The sequence below is a fragment of the Paenibacillus assamensis DSM 18201 genome (assembly GCF_000422445.1).
Lineage (GTDB): Bacteria > Bacillota > Bacilli > Paenibacillales > Paenibacillaceae > Paenibacillus_B > Paenibacillus_B assamensis.
Genome location: NZ_AULU01000019.1, coordinates 1 through 16,196 on the forward strand (window position 1 = coordinate 1; position 16,196 = coordinate 16,196).

The following is a 16,196-nucleotide window of genomic DNA, read 5'->3' on the forward strand; positions in this document are numbered from 1 at the left end:
GCAAACATTTCTTCGGTGTGTTTCGTCCGATGATCTCTGTAGAAAATCCTGCATCTAAGAATATATCTAAAGGTGTTTTTCCTTGTTGATAGGCTTGGATACTAGCTACCTTAAACGTTGGTGAATAAGTGATGTTTTTTTCCGACACATGTAATACATTTGAATTTTTACTCAATAACTCTATCTCATGTTTAGTGAAGCTCTTTCTGATTCTTTTATTCATAATCCGCATCCTCATCTACTTCTCAATACTATGATTAAAACATAAAAAACCGTAAGAGGGCACTTTTTTTAAAAGTGTCCATCTTACGGGTTACAGTTCAATGAACAGTGAGGTGCCTTTTTATTTTTTAGCGTATGTAAATACCTCTAGATCGCAGTTGAAATGAGGAAGTTTATATTTGTAAAATAATATGTTTTTGTAATATTTTTGATATTGTTATCGTATAAAACTACGGCTAGTACAGAGAAATAGGGACAATAGTCCCTAAATTTCACAAAAAAATATTCAAATAGACGGTTTTCTTTTTAGGTAAATTAGGGTAAAATCTAATGGGCATATAGAGATGCTGATGAATTAGACACTTTACAAGGATGGGAGATCTGACTGTGAGTAAAAAATGGATGAAGAGCACACTTGTGCTTCTATTTGCAATGACATTAGTAATTGCTGGCTGTGGTCAAAAGGAAAGCCCAGCGGCTGCTTCTAAGACGGCTATGCAAAAAATGACTGAAATGAAGAGCTACGGCTTCGAAACGACTGTAAAGGTTAATGACCTTCAACTTCCACCATCATTGCTGCAAAGTGATCCAAGCACTGGAATGGTCGTTCAAATGTTGAAAAATGCTAGCCTTTCTGTGAGTGGTAAAATGCAAAATGAGCCGGTACAAGCTGAAATGGATCTAGATGTAAAATTGGAAGGCGACATGGCTTTCAGCTTCAAGCTTCCAATTATGATGAACAGCGAGAAAATGTATATGAAGGTTCCTAGTCTTCCTATCCCTGGTTTCCCAGCAGATTTGGCTGGTAAATTCATTGAAATGGATATGAAGGAACTAGCTAAAGAAGCAGGTCAAGATATTTTGCCAACAGCAAAAGATATAGAGCTTATGAACAAGTTCTACAATGATGTGTATACAAGTTTCGTTGCTAAGTTTGATGAGAAAACATTCTTCTCAGATGTAAATGTGAAGGATGCTAAGCTTCCAGAAGACATCAAAGCGAAGCAAGTTGTGAAATTCTCCATTACGAATGAAAATGTTGATCAAGCAGCAAACACGCTTGTAAAAGATGCTTTGCCAGCATTGCTTGATGTAGTGGCGAAGGATGAGTACAAAAAGTTGCTAGGTGGCGAATTAACAGCAGCACAGATAGAGGAAGCGAAAAAAGAGCTTAAGGCACTTACAGATGGCGACCTGAAAAAAGGTTTGGACGAAATGAAGAAAGTGCTTAAAATCAATGATGTCAGCTTCACTACAGCAATCGATAAAGACGGTTACCCTGTATACACTGCATTCGTCATTAATGTTGACCTAACAAATGAAGGGGAAACAATGAAAATCGGTGCTCAAATCGATACGAAGTTGAAAGATATCAACAAGAAGCAAGAATTCAAGCCAGCACCAACGGATACAATTACAATGCAAGAGTTGGAAGCAGGTAACTTCTAATACAGCAATTATATAATTATTATAATTAGAGAAAGTGCCTAGGTTATTCTACAGAATGACTTAGGCACTTCTTTTTTTCGTAAATATAGAGTGCATCTAATTGGTTGAGAGTTGATGAAAGGGCATTAGGAAAAGTGACGAAAAAAATCATACCTAATGATCTGTTAAACCCTATTTACAAATTATTGAAACAACGTAAAATACCTTTAAGGATGACTCTATTTCATTATCTAGCTATTTCTCTTCTATTCTGTGTAGGTGCTAGTGAAGATATGGGTAATAAATGGTACGGTGAAAAGCAGCAAGATAATATAAGTGAAGGAGTGGGTGATAACGATGAAATGCTCACTGCTGAAGCAACTGGACGAGCTTCGTGAGAAGCTGTGTGAGGTAGCTCTTCATTGCGAAGTACTGACTGATCCACGTGTATTGCGTATTAGTGAAGAGACTGATCAGGTCATTGTCAGGTATTATCAACATCAAAGAGAGCATAAGCAGACGGTTGTACAGACCTAGTCCATAACGGGCTAGGTCTGTTGTTTTCTTTTATGGCGTAGTTTACGGAAGAATGAAATAAGTAGTGAAGCACATTCCTCTCGCAGAACACCTTCGATTACTTCTGATTGATGATTGAAGCGGGACTCCTGAAGCAAATTCATAAGCGTACCAGCACATCCAGCTTTGGGATCTGTCGTCCCGTACACGATTCGCGGTATACGTGACTGTACGATGGCGCCAGCACACATTGGGCAAGGCTCTAATGTGACATATAGGGTACAGTCCAATAGGCGCCAAGCTTGCAGGCGTTCGCTTCCCTCTCGAATAGCTATCATCTCTGCATGAGCAGTAGAATCATGTGTAGTTTCCCGTAAATTATAGCCTCTTCCTATTACGGTACCTTCATGAACAAGAATAGCACCAATAGGGACTTCGCCTATTGCCTCTGCTTTATTCGCTTCTTCTATAGCGAGTCGCATCCAGTACTCGTGCTCTTCCATTTGATCAGGAGGTAAAGGATTGGATGGTTGTTGGGTCATACGATTGTTTCCTTCTTTCTAATTAGCAGTTATGATTTATCGTATAGGTCTATGTTATCAAAAGTGTGCAGGTGATTCGACATAAATTAGGTCTTATGCACCGAACAAATATTCGTTGTTAACACAATGTTAATAATCCTGTGTATAAGTATGTGGTTATCCACAGCTTTATCCACATATTATCCCTAATCCACACAAACTGTGTATAAAATGTTGATAACAACTCTAATTGTAGGTAACATATCGATCAATTGCAACTCTTTATACACAAGTGAGCTTTGTAGAAATCGATAGACAAATAGGGGTGGACTAGGTATGATCATAGTTGTTCCATAATAAACCATAATAATTTTATCGTGATTGCGTTGTGTTTAGAGGTGAATTATGCGGTTATCGATTAAAGGTAAGTTATCATTATCCATATCATGTACGGTACTGGTCGCATTGCTGCTCCATATGGTACTCAACTATTATACGACGAAGTCAAAGCTCGTTGATGCATTGGAAGACCAGATGGCAGCGTTAACACAGCAAATATCTTTATCTGTTGAACAAGCGTATGAGACCGAAAGAGTCATTGATGACTTATTGGCTAAGCAGTTATACACGGACTCGTTGTATATTAATGCGCGACTTCCTGTTGATGTAGACCAGATTAGCAGTGAGCAACTGAAGGAAATAAGTCAGGAACTTGGAATTGCTCATATTTCACTACTACAAAAGACTCCAGATGGCAGCGATATTGTTATTGTACAATCATCAGATCCTAAAGAAATTGGTTTATCCACAAAAGAATGGGGATTTTGGTACACTGCTATGCAGGAGCTGTTTGATCAGCGAGAGGTCACAGTAGGCCCAGGACAGAAATTCAAAAATTTCTGGTCAGGTCCATTTGATGCTTCCACATCAGATCCTCAGTATGATGATAAATGGGGATATTATTACGATGGCTCGCGGGACTATATGCTTAATCCTTTCATTCGCAATAATAACCTAGAATCTACTTTGCATATTACGAGGCCGGATACGGTTATTAAGCAAACGCTGAAGATGCAACAAAATTTGCTGGAAGTTACGGCCTTTAACCCAGTAACATTTGATAAACCTGCTGTAGTAACAGAACGTAGTGACGGTATTCGTTATATTAAGGTAGAGGACCAACCGATCAAGTATGGCTCTCATCTCTTTAAACATCAGGAGGACAAGCATCATATTCAAACAGCCTCAGCCGGCGAGCCTGTATTTATACAGACCAATATTCAAAATATGAATGTAATGAAGAGTTACGTTTCGATTGAAATGGATGGTCAGCCGCCGTACGTGCTCGGGGTCGTGATGGATGCGGAGCCGCTCCTTGCGACACTGCACGAACAACTGATGCACAATATTGCGATCGGTCTTGTGCTTATTGAGATCGTATTAGTTGGTTCGTATATTCTTGCGGGGACATTCATTCGTCCACTGCAGTTTATTCTGCAAAAGGTTAATATGATGGCAGTGGGTCAGTTCCACAGTCCTCTAGAGATAGAGCGTAATGATGAGCTAGGCACATTGGCATCTAGAGTTAATCTAATGGCAGATAATTTGGAGCAGTCCACGACAAGGCTTCGTTCCTTGTATGAAGAGAATCGAGCGATGAAGGAGCAATTAGAGTCATTTATCAATCAGTCAACAGATGCGATTCATGTTATGGACTTAACTGGAAAGCTGGAGCGGATGAATCAAGCTTTTGTTGATATGTTTGGATGGTCTGAGGAGGAACTGTTAGGCAAACCGCTGCCTAATATACCAGCAATGCTCAGTAATTCGCATAGCGAAGTAGAGCGGCAGCTGCTAGCTGGACGAGCGACAGGTGCGCTTGAGACTCAGCGGCTTACAAAAGATGGCCGATTGTTAGAAGTAAGCGTTAGTACCTCTCCTATTTATGATGAATACGGCAATTGTATAGCGTGGGCCAGTATAACGAGGGATATTACGAATCGCAAGCGGATGGAGGAGCTGTTGCGGCGCTCGGAGAAGTTGACCACGGTAGGGCAGCTTGCTGCGGGGGTTGCTCATGAGATTCGTAATCCGCTTACTACGCTGAAGGGATTTTTACAGCTTCAACAGCAAACACATAAAATGAATGAATATCATACGGATATGATGCTGTCAGAGTTGGATCGGATTAATTTAATTGTTAGTGAGTTTTTAATCTTATCCAAACCACAAGCTGTGCGCTTTATGGAGCAGGATCTTCGTGTCATTTTAAGTGAGGTACAATCTTTACTAGATAGTCAGGCTCATTTGCATAATATTGAATTTACTACACATTTTGATGACGTACCGTTAGTGCTGTGCGAAGAGAATCAATTGAAGCAAGTATTTATCAATGTAATCAAAAATGGTATAGAGGCGATGCCTACCGGTGGCGATATGGTCTTACGGCTTGAGAAGCTGAATGAGGATTATGTTCGAATTAGCATTCAAGACTTTGGGGTAGGTATTCCACCTGAGCATCTGGGACGTCTAGGGGATCCTTTCTTTACAAATAAGGAGAAAGGAACGGGGCTAGGACTGATGGTCTCACAACGAATAATTTATAATCACCGTGGGACAATGGAGATTACTAGTGAAGAGCATGTAGGTACAATTGTCAAAATCGTACTTCCAACAGCACATATGACGTCTCAGTACTTATCGGAAGAGCAGGTACAGCTCCAAATTCGTTAGAAGAGGGATTGCAGGTATCTGGGAAATGTTAAAAAGTTGGAGTTCTGTCGTTGCCGTCCAACTGTATAGAACATGTTAAAGGCTGCTCGTCAGAGCAGCCTTTTTCTTAATTTACTGGTGTAGTAATGGTTTTGTTGTGATTGCTGTATTTACGAACAATGGTAACCTCAACGCGCCGGTTCTGTGCACGTCCTGCCGTAGTATCATTCGAAACGATAGGATGATACTCACCCATTCCAACGGCTTGGAAATGTTTCGGATTGAGCTGGGAGCGTTCAAGTACGACTTTCATAAAACTAAGCGCACGAGCAGAGCTTAGGTCCCAGTTCGATGCAAAGCGGCTGTTTTTAATCGGGACGTTATCCGTATGTCCACGAATAATAATTTGGTAACCTTTGTACGGTTTCAGCATACTGCCGATCGTTTCAGCTAGTTTCTTAGACTCATCCTTTAGGTCAGCGTGACCTGAGTCAAACAAGGCGCTGTCCTTAATGGTAATCCGAAGCTCGGAATGATTAAGTTTCGTACTTAATTGATCGGATAGGCCGTTCTTTTTCATATATTCATTTAATTGAGCTTGCAGCTGCTCTAACTGTTCTTGTTCCTTTTGAGCTTGCAAGTCTTTAGCGCGTTCCTTCGCGGCTTCTATCTCTACATTATCCATCGTCTTCGGCGTCTTCGATGATTGTTCGAGCGGGACAGCTGAATCATGATCGAGGATATTGCTACCTCCACCGGTGCTGTTGAATGCTGAACTGAAGGCGGCACTCATCTGTTCGAACTTTTGTGCATCGGCAGCGCTCATTGCATAGAGGACAAGGAAGAGAGCGAGCAAGAGTGTCATTAAGTCCGCGTATGGAATAAGCCATGACTCATCGGCATGTTCTTCATGGTGTTCCTTGCGGTGCTTCTTACTCACCTCGACCTTCCTCCTTCTCATTCAGCATTGCACGCTCCGTCGGTGTCAAGAAGACGGATAGCTTCTGATTGATAGCAATCGTAGATACGCCAGACTGAATGGACAATAGACCTTCAACCATCATAAGGCGAATTTGAATTTCTGCTGCGGATAGTCGCTTCAACTTCGTTGCGATTGGATGCCACATTACGTATCCTGTAAATATACCCATTAGTGTGGCAACGAAAGCCGCAGCAATTGCTTTAGCGAGTGTTTCCATCTCTGACATATCAGAGAGGGCAGCAATTAGACCGATAACAGCCCCGAGAACCCCGAGTGTCGGTGCATACATACCCGCTTGTGAGAAGATAAGCGCACCTGCACGATGACGTTCTTCAGTTGCGTTAATATCCTCCATGAGCACATCACGAACGAAGTCTTGATCGTTGCCGTCTATAATCATCCGCATTCCACCACGTAGAAAATCGTCGTCGATTTCATCGATGCGTGACTCTAGTGCTAGCAAACCTTCGCGACGAGTGATGGACGCCCACTCCATAAATAACTGAATTAGTTGTACACGATCGACCAATTGCTGCTGCTTGAAGAGAATTTTTATCAACTGCGGGAACTTCTTAATCTCTTTCATAGGGAAAGCCATGAAGAGAGAAGCAGCCGTACCAACAAAAATAATCATAATTGCAGCAGGCTCGACTAGGCTGGTAACCGGGGCACCTTTAAGGGCCATACCTACCAATACGGCAACGATACCGAGTACTATGCCTATTACCGTAGATTTCTCCATAATCCTACATCCACCTCATCCATGAGAATATTGATGCTTCCTGCGGCTGCGTTCGCTGGTATTCATATTTGATATGACATGAAAATGCGATGCAACACCCTATTTATCGGCAAATTGCGGGCAAAAATTTAGATGTGAATCAAGGATGGATGAGGAAGGTTGTTAAATTTGGGAGATAGATTGAACATATGCTACAATATCGACAATAAGATGTTGCAGCAGGAGAGGGGTTATACGGATTATGGCAGTTTCCTTTACTCGACCTTACAAAGCGATACTCGATGACATGTCTGAGGCGCTTATTCGCATACCGAATGCGTATACTAGTTTAGATATGGAGCAAGATGATTGGACTGGATTGACTTCCGAGGAGCAAAAAGAGGTCATGGAGGCATTAGCCGATGATTTGTTCTATGGCTTAGGTAAGGAACGTCTGCAGTTTATTGGAGATGGCAGCATTCATTATGATCGGGAATTTAACCATTTTGAGTTTATGTTTAACAATGAGACAGTAGCAGTAGTTGGCCTAAAAGAAGAATAGTTTCTACTTTAATACATATGCTAGATTTGTAATTTTAATGTAAGTTCGATGCAAGTAGGTATAACTGAATGAAGACTCTACTGAAGGCAGAAACGCAGGGAATGCTGTTCTAGGTGATAGGCTGTACCATGTTGTACCGTACGATACTATTATTGCTATTCTCACAACGCTTTGAGGAAGGGATGAGTATATGGTTAGTTCAAGAATAAGTGAGCAATCTTTGTACATGGAAGTGACGGAATTAAAAGAGCAGTTGAAAAGACAAGGGCAGGGGCAAAAGCAACTGCACGTTGTCGATTGCCGTTTCTGGCTGGACCAGCCTGCTAAAGGTTATGAATCTTATTTGATTGAACACATACCAAATGCTATTTACATGGATCTTGACCGTGATCTGTCTTCTTCACGGAAGGAGCATGGGGGTAGACATCCGCTCCCTGAACCAGAGCAGTTGGCACGTACATTAACACTTCATGGAATTAGCAAGCAGGATACAGTTGTTGCTTACGACGAGCAGGGCGGTGCGATGGCAAGTCGTCTCATTTGGCTGCTGCAATGGATAGGCCATGAAGGAGACGTATATGTACTTGACGGAGGTTATGCCGCCTGGCAGCAGGCAGGGGTGGTGAGCGAGGCAGGTACAGCCAGTCCGCGTGCAGAGCTTAAGCAGCCCTATGAACCTAATGTTCGATCCGAGCTGGTGGTGGGCGTTGAACATGTACGTTCTAAGCTGGGCAATCCTACTGTGCGTTTCATTGATTCACGTGAACATGTACGCTATATCGGTGAGGTAGAACCAATCGATCCGAAGGCAGGCCATATTCCTGGAGCATTGAACCGATTTTGGCGTGACGGGTTGAATGAACAGGGATACGTACGTAGAAATAATGAAGAAAAAGCGGTTTGGCACCATCTTGTCGATGGGGCTGAAGAGATTATTGTATATTGCGGTTCAGGTGTGACTGCTTGTCCGAATGTACTGTCTTTATGGCGTTCTGGGTTCCAAAATGTGAAGCTGTACGCTGGTAGTTGGAGTGATTGGTGTTCGTATGAGGAGTCCCGGTCTCCTGTTGCGACGGGTGAGGCAAGTTTGAACGATCCAATTAAGGACAGCGAAGGGTAAATACAACTATAACACGTCGAATAAGGGTAGCGACACCTACATAGGTAGGCTGTTGCGCCCTTTTTTGTTTGCACTATATGTATGCTCAAATCATTACAAGTCGATAAGATGCAAGGAAGAAAATGTAGTGTACAAACGACTGTCAACATGAAATGGAATTTGATTTCTTATTGTAAAGTACCTAAAATAGTTAGGTACTATTTTTTCTAAACTTGTTGCCTATCATAATTGTTGTTATGATACTCTAGTAAATGGATTTCATTTCATATTCATTTTATTTTTTGTGTGTTGCATACATGGATACAGCAAGATTACGCAGATTGTATTTTAATATTGATTATTGAAGGAGTTTAATAATGGAAAACTGGATTACAGGTATTATGAATGATTTCGGCTATATCGGCGTCTTCTTATTGATCGCGATTGAGAATTTATTTCCGCCGATCCCCTCAGAAGTCATTCTGACGTTTGGTGGATTCATGACAACGTACTCGGATATGAGTGTCGTAGGTGTTGTCATCGCTTCCACATTGGGATCTATCGTAGGAGCCATTGCGCTTTATTACGTCGGTTATCTTGTTGATGTAAATAGAATGGAGCGCTTTGTCGGTAAATATGGCCGCTTCTTGCAATTAACTCCTAGTGATGTAACGAAAACGTACAGTTGGTTCACGAAATATGGGGTATGGGCGGTATTCCTTTGTCGCATGGTTCCTTTGCTTCGCAGTCTTATTTCTGTACCAGCGGGTAGTACGCGTATGAACTTCGGATTGTTTATGATACTGACAACGGTCGGTTCATTAATTTGGAATATCGCGCTAGTGTTGGTTGGAGCAGCTGTCGGTGCTTCATGGGAAACGATTGTTTCTTACATGGACACATACTCTAATATTGTCTATGCGCTTATCGCTCTAACGGGTCTAGGTGTACTCGTATTCATTTTCAAAAGAAAGAAAAAAGCAAACTAACCTTTAAATAATGATAAATCCACCTTAAAAAAGGGATTACAGGCTGTGATGGTTGTCGGATGATGACGGGTCACAGCCTTTTTGCAATCTGCTCCATTCATTTCAAAATAGAGGCTAGTCTCTGAACGCCTTTTTTTATTTGCTCCTCAGATAAATTTCCATAACCAAGAATGATGCGCTGCAGATGCTTTCCTTTTTCGATCGCATGAATTTCGACAGAATATACCCGTACACCGTTTTGCTCTAACTCCTCTAATCGTTGGGCTGTGAACTGGATATTTAAAAATTCAGCGATAAGATGAAGGCCAGTAGAATGTCCTAATACAGTGATCTGATCACCGAAGTTATCGGTTAGGCAGCCCACTAAATAATTTCTTCGCTTGCGATATATTTTTTTCATTTTAGCAATATGGCGCTCTAAGTGCCCTTCCTCAATAAAGCGCGTAAGAATCATTTGCTCCCATGTCGGTGTGTGCAGATCGGTTAACCATTTCAAATGGCGCCCCCTATTAATAAGTGTCGGAGGCAGTATTAAATATCCAATTCTCAATGCAGGGGATAATATTTTGCTAAAGGTTCCGATGTATATGACTCGCTCAGGATCTAACCCTTGTAAGGAGCTGATAGGGGCACCTTCATAGCGAAACTCACTATCATAGTCGTCTTCTACAATATAGCAGTCGGTTGTTCTCGCAAAGTTAATAAGCTGAACCCGTCGTTGTATAGGCAATACTCCTCCAAGAGGATATTGGTGTGAGGGCGTTACGTAAACAAAACCTGGTTGTGTATGAAGCGGGAGGTCTTGTGTAATCATGCCTTGCTGGTCTACTGGTACTGGACATAGACGTGCCCCAGGTTGGGTAAAAATCGTGTGAATTTCATGCGTAATCGGATCTTCTAAAATGACGTCGGATGTGTGTGTAAGCAGCAGCTTAGTGATCAGTGAAATAGATTGTGTAGCACCAGTTGTAACAATCAACTGATCAGGGTGGCACACGACCCCTCTTGTGCGAAGTAAATAACGGGCGAGTATAGTTCTAAGTTTCAGCAGTCCTTCTGGTTTCCCATATCCCCAAGCTTCATCAGGTGCATGCGTACATTCTTGTTGCGCGAGCTGCATCCATATTTTGCGTGGAAATAAGGACAATGCAGGAATGCCGGGGCGAAAGTCTACCAAATCATGCTGCTCAGAACTAATTTTTTTAATTAGCTCTGTTTCCAACTTACTTACAGTTTGATGACGCGATTCTAAGTAGGTTCCTTCTGCTACAAAAGTACCTGATCCATGTCGTCCTTCAATATATCCTTCTGCAAATAGCTGTTCATAAGCTTCAACAATAATGTTTCGTGAGACTTGTAGCTGAGTGGAAAGCTCTCGTGTACTGGGGATGCGCTCTCCACTTTGGAGTTCTCCGTTGAGAATTTTGGTTCGATAGCTTTTATAAACTTGGCGGTAAAGAGGAGTGCCTGACGAACGATCTAGCTCGATCCATGTCATATGATCAGTCCCTTATTATAAAAGTGGTACTCTCTGTTTGGTTATGGATTGGCCCTGTTATCATCCATTTTAACACGGTAAGCTGGTGGCTAATAAAACTCTTTTGAGTGTGAGGGAGATGGTAATGATGATAGGAACAGCAACTTCAGTATCAGTGTCAGCATGGGAAGCTTCAGCTTCTCAGGCGTTGAAGGCTATTGCCCGCAATGAAAAAATGAAATCCCAAGTTCAACGTGGTGAAGGTTTGTATCCGTTGTTATCAAGTGCTGCGAGGCGATTTGTCGTAGGCGAAACACGAGAGGAGGCCATTTCAGAAGCGAGTGAATTATTATTGAAAGGGTATGGCGTATCTTTGGAATGTATCCGTGAGAATGTCCGTGATGTACGAGATTGTATCTCGGCAAAGGATGAATTTCTTGCAATCATTCGCACTGTTGGCCAAGCGAATTTACAATCTACGGTGTCCCTTGATTTATCCTATATGGGAATGAACATGGATCCCCAGCTTACTTATGAACATTTACTAGAACTAGCGCAAGAAGCTGAACGCTATGGTATCACGATTATGATTAGTGCAGAGGAATCAACGAAGATCGATCAGATTATTAATATTTATAAAAGAATAGGTGAACAGTACGCAAATGTAGGGATAACGTTACAAGCTCATTTGCACAGGACACTCCATGATTATTTAGACATTCAGGCTTATCCAGGAAAAATCCGAATTGTAAAAGGGGCTTATCAAGAAGCTGCAGATGTTGCACTCCCCAGATCAGAGGAACTGAATGAAAGGTATTTAGATATAGTCGAAATGGTAGCTGCTTCAGGTCGCCAAATCTCTATTGCTACTCATGACGAAGCGATTATTGAGAAAGTAGTGAAGAAGGGATATTTACAGCAGCCGAATGTGGAAATAGAGATGCTCTACGGAGTTAGGCCAGAGCGACTGAAAGAGCTGAAAGATGAGGGATATCGAACAAAAGTTTATGTATTGTACGGGGTGGAGTGGTATTTATATGTCTGTCACAGGCTCGCTGAGCATCCCCCGAATATATACAAAGCAATTGAAGATATGGCTAATTTCTATGCAGAGACAGAGAAGGAATCTCTCTATTAAAAAGTTCCGCATGGGGCATACAAGGACTCATATTTATCAGAGCATGGGAATAGAGAATCGGGGAGTAAACGAACAAACGTGAAGGCCGGAAGTCTCCCCTTGGAAACTCCGGCCTTATATATGCTAAAACTATGATTCACTCACTTTGAATTTACCGATACTTGTAGAGACAACCTCACTAAGGGAATGTAGACGCTCTGCTGATGTATGTAACGACTGGAATGCCGCCAGTTGATCAGAGGACGAGGCACCTATCGTTTCCGTTGTCGCAGCTGCTTCGGCAGCAACATTGGATATTTCTTTGATGGCATCCAAAACATGACTTCTTAACTGTTCAATTTGTTGGATGTCACTATTAACCGTATGAATAGAAGTAACAATCTGCTCGAAAGTGACAAACATCGATTCAAAGACCGTGCCAGCTTCAGCAACAATTTGGCTTTGTTTGCTTGCAATCTGTTCAGTCGTTTTCATAATAGACAACGTGTTGCTGAATTCATTGTTGATACTGGAAATCGTATTTTTAATTTGTGCAGTAGCATCAAATGATTGCGTTGCTAGCTTGCGGATTTCAGTGGCTACTACGCCGAACCCTAGTCCTGCTTCGCCTGCGCGTGCCGCTTCAATACTAGCATTTAAAGCAAGCAGCTTCGTTTGCTCAGTAATCTCATTAATCGTTTGTACGACGACACTAATATTTTTCATATTATCGGCCAAACGGGCGAGCTCCACAGTAGCCTTGCGTTGTACTTCGTCGGCTTGTGCAGTGTTTTCCTGGAGATCACGGACTTTATCCATGCCACCGCCTAATACCTGTTCGGCTTGAGAAGATAGGCCGTTAATTTCCTTGCTCTTCTCACTAACTCGTTCAATATTATTAGACAATTCTAACGTACGCTGGTGTGCTGCCTCTGTCAATGAAGCTTGGAGAGCTGCACCATCTGCAATATTTACAATAGCTTTTTGAATACTCTCGCTCGTAGCGGTCGTCTCCTCTGAGATCGTACTCAATTCCTCGGCAGATTCACTAACATCCTGTATGGAACTACCTACCGTGGCAATGAGTGACTGGGTTTGGTCGATCATTGTTCTAAAGTCTTTAGATAGTGCACCAAGCTCATCTTCCGCCATAGACTGAATTTGCACCGTAAGATCCCCTTCTGCCATTCGTTTCACATTGTCACGCAAATGGCTAATTGGACGGTTAATAGAGCGAATAATACCCCAGCCTAGAAGCGAACTGAGTAGGACACATAGTAAGATAATGATAACGGTATACCACAGTAAACGCTGATAGTCTTGTTTGACTTCAGTACGCATCCGTTCATTTTCCTCATTATAAAGTTCGCCGATTGCATCCAGGTTTTCTTCCATGCTATTAAACTTGTCATATGCCTCACCATAGGAAAGTTGAATACCTTGTTGGCGTACAGCAGGATCTGTGGACGAGATGTCTTGTAGAACACGATCCGCAATGGCCTCAAACTCTCCCCTAGACTTGTTATAAGCTTCGATAAGTTCCATTTCTTTGGGAAGAGATAAATTGTTGGCGGTATATTCACTAAATCTTGAATGGGCCTGATTTTTTTGCTTTTCATAATATTCGAGCTGGCTTTTAAACTTATCCGTCCCGGGCTCATGCATATGAAGCGATCTTTCAGCCGTTATCCACTGATAAAGATCGATACCAACTGCCCGTATAAGTTCGGTATTTTGTGCGTGAACATTCAGACTTTTTTCCAGTGTGCTTTGTACTTTATAAAGATTGTACAAGCCAGTTCCCCCGATAAAAAGATTTGTTAAAAGGGCGACAGCGACGGCAATTAGTATTTTGGTACGAATAGATATTTTCTGAAAAACCTTTCCTAAGCGAATGGATTTCCCTTGTTGTTTCATCTCTCTATTATCCCCTTATTTTCATGGTAATTGTGTGAATCTAATAAATAGAAGTTCTAATATTGCATAAAATAAGAATATTATGGATTGAAATATTTATGTTAATGCTAACATAATGAACTCGGTTAATCTAGTAATTGGGGCAAAGGTAGAGCTTATCGTAGCATTAGTTAATCATTCTTGTTCGTCCCATCCAGTACTCCCTTCTAATAGCTGCTTTATTCAACTTTCCTACCGTGGTTCTGGGGAGATTGTCCATAATTTCTAGTCGAGTAGGAACCTTGTAGTTGGCTAGTTTTCGATAGAAGTATCGCTGTAATTCGCTTAATGTAATCCATGATTTTTTATTCAAGGTAATGACAGCCGTAACTTCTTCTCCTTCATCAGGCAGTGGAGTCCCTATTATAGCAATTTCACGAATAGAAGGGTGTCTGCTTAGTACTTCTTCGACTTCCGAACAGTAAACATTTGAACCGTTCACGATGACCATATCCTTTTTTCGATCAACGAGATATAAGTAGCCATCTTCATCAAATTTTCCTAAGTCTCCTGTGTATAGCCAACCATTTCGAATAGCCTGTTTTGTTTCTATGGGATTGTTCCAATAACCCAGCATCATCTGCTCGCCTTTACAAATAATCTCTCCTACAGTTCCTGATTGGACGTCGCGACCGAGCTCATCAACGATACGTATCTCAAAAGGCTGTTGGCCCCAAGTTGTTATATCAGAAGGGTTTCCTACAGATAAGAGACGCTCTAACTTACCATCGATCATGCACTGGTTAACAGATAAGAAGCTAATGCATTGACCGCTTTCTGTCTGCGAATACACTTCTTTAATGTGAGCGTTAGGAAAAACTTTACGTGCTTTATGTAAGGTATCCACGCTGATGGGTGCCCCTCCACAGGAGATGACTTCAATGGAATCTAGACATCGGTCTTGTATACCATCCATTGTAACGATATCTCTAAGCAAAAGACCGACCGTGCCGAGATTTTTTATTTGCTCGCGCTCAATCATATCAATAACTTCTTCAGCTCGCAAAGGATAAGATTGCGCATAAATAAGACAACCACCTTCATACAAGGTCGTCCAAAGCATAAATTGCCCAGTTATATGAGCCTGATTCAATACGATAGACTTCTTTGTAGGATTATGACCTCCCCCTTTATGAGGATTCATAAAAGACCAGTGACTTATACTGCGATGGGAATGCATAACACCTTTAGAATGGCTGGTTGTACCCCCTGTATAAATGATGAGTGCTATATCATCTGGATCAGGCTCATACCATTGTGATAACGATGGAGATGCAGCTATGAAAGTTTCTATGGAGTGTGTACCATCTCTAGCATGTAAAGGAATAGCGTAAGTACTGTTTAGTAAAGGGACATATTCTTCTGCTTGTAAATGATGAGAGTCGTATACGATAGCGATAGGGTCTGCACTTTGAAGTATTTGTTTGATTTCATTAGGTACTAAGTTGGGGAATAGGGTAAATGGAACAGCACCTATCACTACAGCAGCGCATTCTGCAATAGCGAGATAGGGACTAGGGTGGCCTAGCAAAGCTATTCGATCTCCAGGTTTGAAGCCTAGTTGATGAAAGCTGTAGGCTACGCAATTGACATGATGCAGCAACTGCTCATAAGTAAGGGTGATGTTCTGACTTTTGATTGCATAGTTGGTTGGATGCATGTTTGCAACAGTGGGTAATATTTTCGAGAGCAGCATGTTTTTCCCCCTATATAAGATAGCCGGATTATTCATCATCATTACTCTTGCTGCGTAATTAGAACGTATCATCATAATCCGTTTACAGCAATGACTTTTTACTGCGTTACGGATAAATTTTGCTGCTGCTTCGTACCTAGGTGTATATAGATTTCATTTTATACATGCCAAAATGGCCGAAGCTACCTTGTTTAGGTG

At 41.7% G+C, this 16,196-nt stretch carries 14 protein-coding genes; 7 read left to right on the forward strand and 7 right to left on the reverse strand.

The annotated features are described in order from the left end of the window. On the reverse strand, positions 1-223 hold a 223-nt coding region (locus H580_RS0111570; protein WP_028594926.1), incomplete at its 3' end, for an HTH domain-containing protein. Positions 224-609: 386 nt separating this feature from the next. Here H580_RS0111570 and H580_RS0111575 point away from each other — a divergent pair. Together H580_RS0111575 and H580_RS0111580 are read left to right on the forward strand one after the other, a co-directional pair. Next, positions 610-1,671 (forward strand): hypothetical protein, encoded by a 1,062-nt coding sequence (locus tag H580_RS0111575; RefSeq protein ID WP_028594927.1) that lies wholly within the window; start codon positions 610-612, stop codon positions 1,669-1,671. A 336-nt stretch (positions 1,672-2,007) separates the two neighbouring features. Continuing rightward, the gene (locus H580_RS0111580) at positions 2,008-2,187 is read left to right on the forward strand and encodes an aspartyl-phosphate phosphatase Spo0E family protein (RefSeq protein WP_036605142.1); all 180 of its coding nucleotides are present in this window, start codon (positions 2,008-2,010) and stop codon (positions 2,185-2,187) included. Between the two features lie 11 nt (positions 2,188-2,198). Here the strand turns inward: H580_RS0111580 and tadA are convergent, their stop codons facing one another. Next, positions 2,199-2,708 carry a tRNA adenosine(34) deaminase TadA gene (gene tadA, locus H580_RS0111585; RefSeq protein ID WP_245583548.1) on the reverse strand — a complete coding sequence of 170 codons (510 nt, stop codon included), beginning with the start codon at positions 2,706-2,708 and terminating at the stop codon, positions 2,199-2,201. Between the two features lie 384 nt (positions 2,709-3,092). On the opposite strand from tadA, the gene H580_RS0111590 reads away from it, so the two are divergent. Next, the gene (locus tag H580_RS0111590; protein WP_028594930.1) at positions 3,093-5,420 is read left to right on the forward strand and encodes a PAS domain S-box protein; all 2,328 of its coding nucleotides are present in this window, start codon (positions 3,093-3,095) and stop codon (positions 5,418-5,420) included. A gap of 106 nt (positions 5,421-5,526) precedes the next feature. On the opposite strand, the gene H580_RS0111595 is transcribed toward H580_RS0111590, so the two are convergent. Both H580_RS0111595 and motA read right to left on the reverse strand, forming a co-directional pair. Next, positions 5,527-6,339, reverse strand: coding sequence for a flagellar motor protein MotB (locus H580_RS0111595; protein WP_028594931.1), 813 nt, complete (start codon positions 6,337-6,339; stop codon positions 5,527-5,529). Then, positions 6,332-7,123 carry a flagellar motor stator protein MotA gene (gene motA / locus H580_RS0111600; protein ID WP_028594932.1) on the reverse strand — a complete coding sequence of 264 codons (792 nt, stop codon included), beginning with the start codon at positions 7,121-7,123 and terminating at the stop codon, positions 6,332-6,334. Before motA ends, H580_RS0111595 begins: the two co-directional genes overlap by 8 nt. Before the next feature lie 241 nt (positions 7,124-7,364). Between motA and H580_RS0111605 the strand changes: the two genes are divergently transcribed. The 3 genes from H580_RS0111605 to H580_RS0111615 all read left to right on the forward strand — a co-directional run bounded on the left by H580_RS0111605 (position 7,365) and on the right by H580_RS0111615 (position 9,752). After that, the gene (locus tag H580_RS0111605) at positions 7,365-7,664 is read left to right on the forward strand and encodes a hypothetical protein (RefSeq protein WP_028594933.1); all 300 of its coding nucleotides are present in this window, start codon (positions 7,365-7,367) and stop codon (positions 7,662-7,664) included. Between the two features lie 190 nt (positions 7,665-7,854). Continuing rightward, positions 7,855-8,784 (forward strand): sulfurtransferase, encoded by a 930-nt coding sequence (locus H580_RS24095; RefSeq protein WP_245583549.1) that lies wholly within the window; start codon positions 7,855-7,857, stop codon positions 8,782-8,784. A 356-nt stretch (positions 8,785-9,140) separates the two neighbouring features. Beyond that, positions 9,141-9,752, forward strand: a complete 612-nt coding sequence (locus H580_RS0111615; RefSeq protein WP_028594934.1) for a DedA family protein — start codon at positions 9,141-9,143, stop codon at positions 9,750-9,752. Between the two features lie 97 nt (positions 9,753-9,849). On the opposite strand, the gene pdxR is transcribed toward H580_RS0111615, so the two are convergent. Continuing rightward, positions 9,850-11,250, reverse strand: coding sequence for a MocR-like pyridoxine biosynthesis transcription factor PdxR (gene pdxR, locus H580_RS0111620; protein WP_028594935.1), 1,401 nt, complete (start codon positions 11,248-11,250; stop codon positions 9,850-9,852). 124 nt (positions 11,251-11,374) lie between these two features. Between pdxR and H580_RS0111625 the strand changes: the two genes are divergently transcribed. Continuing rightward, positions 11,375-12,367, forward strand: a complete 993-nt coding sequence (locus H580_RS0111625) for a proline dehydrogenase family protein (protein ID WP_245583550.1) — start codon at positions 11,375-11,377, stop codon at positions 12,365-12,367. 129 nt (positions 12,368-12,496) lie between these two features. Here the strand turns inward: H580_RS0111625 and H580_RS0111630 are convergent, their stop codons facing one another. Further along, positions 12,497-14,263 (reverse strand): methyl-accepting chemotaxis protein, encoded by a 1,767-nt coding sequence (locus H580_RS0111630; RefSeq protein ID WP_051217425.1) that lies wholly within the window; start codon positions 14,261-14,263, stop codon positions 12,497-12,499. Between the two features lie 166 nt (positions 14,264-14,429). Next, complete coding sequence (locus H580_RS0111635; protein WP_028594938.1) at positions 14,430-15,998, reverse strand: class I adenylate-forming enzyme family protein; 1,569 nt, start codon at positions 15,996-15,998, stop codon at positions 14,430-14,432. Positions 15,999-16,196: the final 198 nt, after the last annotated feature.